This is a genomic window from Pseudomonas sp. CM25 (genome assembly GCF_013179705.1).
In the GTDB taxonomy this organism is placed as follows: domain Bacteria; phylum Pseudomonadota; class Gammaproteobacteria; order Pseudomonadales; family Pseudomonadaceae; genus Aquipseudomonas.
On the sequence record NZ_JABMCW010000708.1, the window covers coordinates 1 to 658 of the forward strand.

At 58.7% G+C, this 658-nt stretch carries 2 protein-coding genes; one reads left to right on the forward strand and one right to left on the reverse strand.

Features of this window, described 5'->3' with window-relative positions:
- The coding region (locus tag HP546_RS30835; RefSeq protein WP_172233821.1) for an START domain-containing protein at positions 1–417 on the forward strand (417 nt) is incomplete at its 5' end.
- Positions 418–530: 113 nt separating this feature from the next.
- Here HP546_RS30835 and HP546_RS31645 read toward each other — a convergent pair.
- Positions 531–658 (reverse strand): hypothetical protein (locus tag HP546_RS31645; RefSeq protein ID WP_256678589.1); only part of this gene is annotated, 128 nt, incomplete at its 5' end.

Here is a 658-nt window from a genome sequence, read left to right on the forward strand (position 1 = left end):
CAGGCGTTGCAGGAAGACGTGGCCGGTGCTTGCGCCTGGATTCACGAGTGCAAGACGCAGAAGCTGCTCAAGCATGAAGGTGACCAGAGCTGGACCTACACCCAGTTCAATACGCCATGGCCGGTGACGCCGCGGGATTCTGTGCTGCACGTGACCACAGTCAAGGGTGCTGATGGCAGCCTGACGCGTAACCTGAAGGAGGAACCGACCTATATCCCGGAAGAGAAAGGCTTTGTGCGGGTGGCCAAGGTCGAGGGCTTCTGGAAGCTGGTGCCCAAGGGTGACAACACCGAGGTCACGTACCAGGTGCATACCGAGCCGGGGGGCAGTGTGCCTGCGATGGTGGCCAACAAATTCGTGGTGGATGCGCCGTTCAATACCCTGAAAGGGCTGCGTGAGCGGGCCGAGAAAAACTGAGGTTTTATGCTGCCTGTATTGGTCTCTTCGCGGGCTTGCCCGCGAAGAGACCAATACAGGACAAATAAAAAAGGCTGCCCGAGGGCAGCCTTTTTGCGTTCGGCTGAAAAAGCTTACTTGCGGTCCGTCAGTGCAACGATGTCGCGCTTCTGCTCGCCGGTGTACAGCTGGCGCGGGCGGCCAATCTTGTACGGGCTGGAGAGCATTTCTTTCCAGTGCGAAATCCAGCCCACGGTACGTG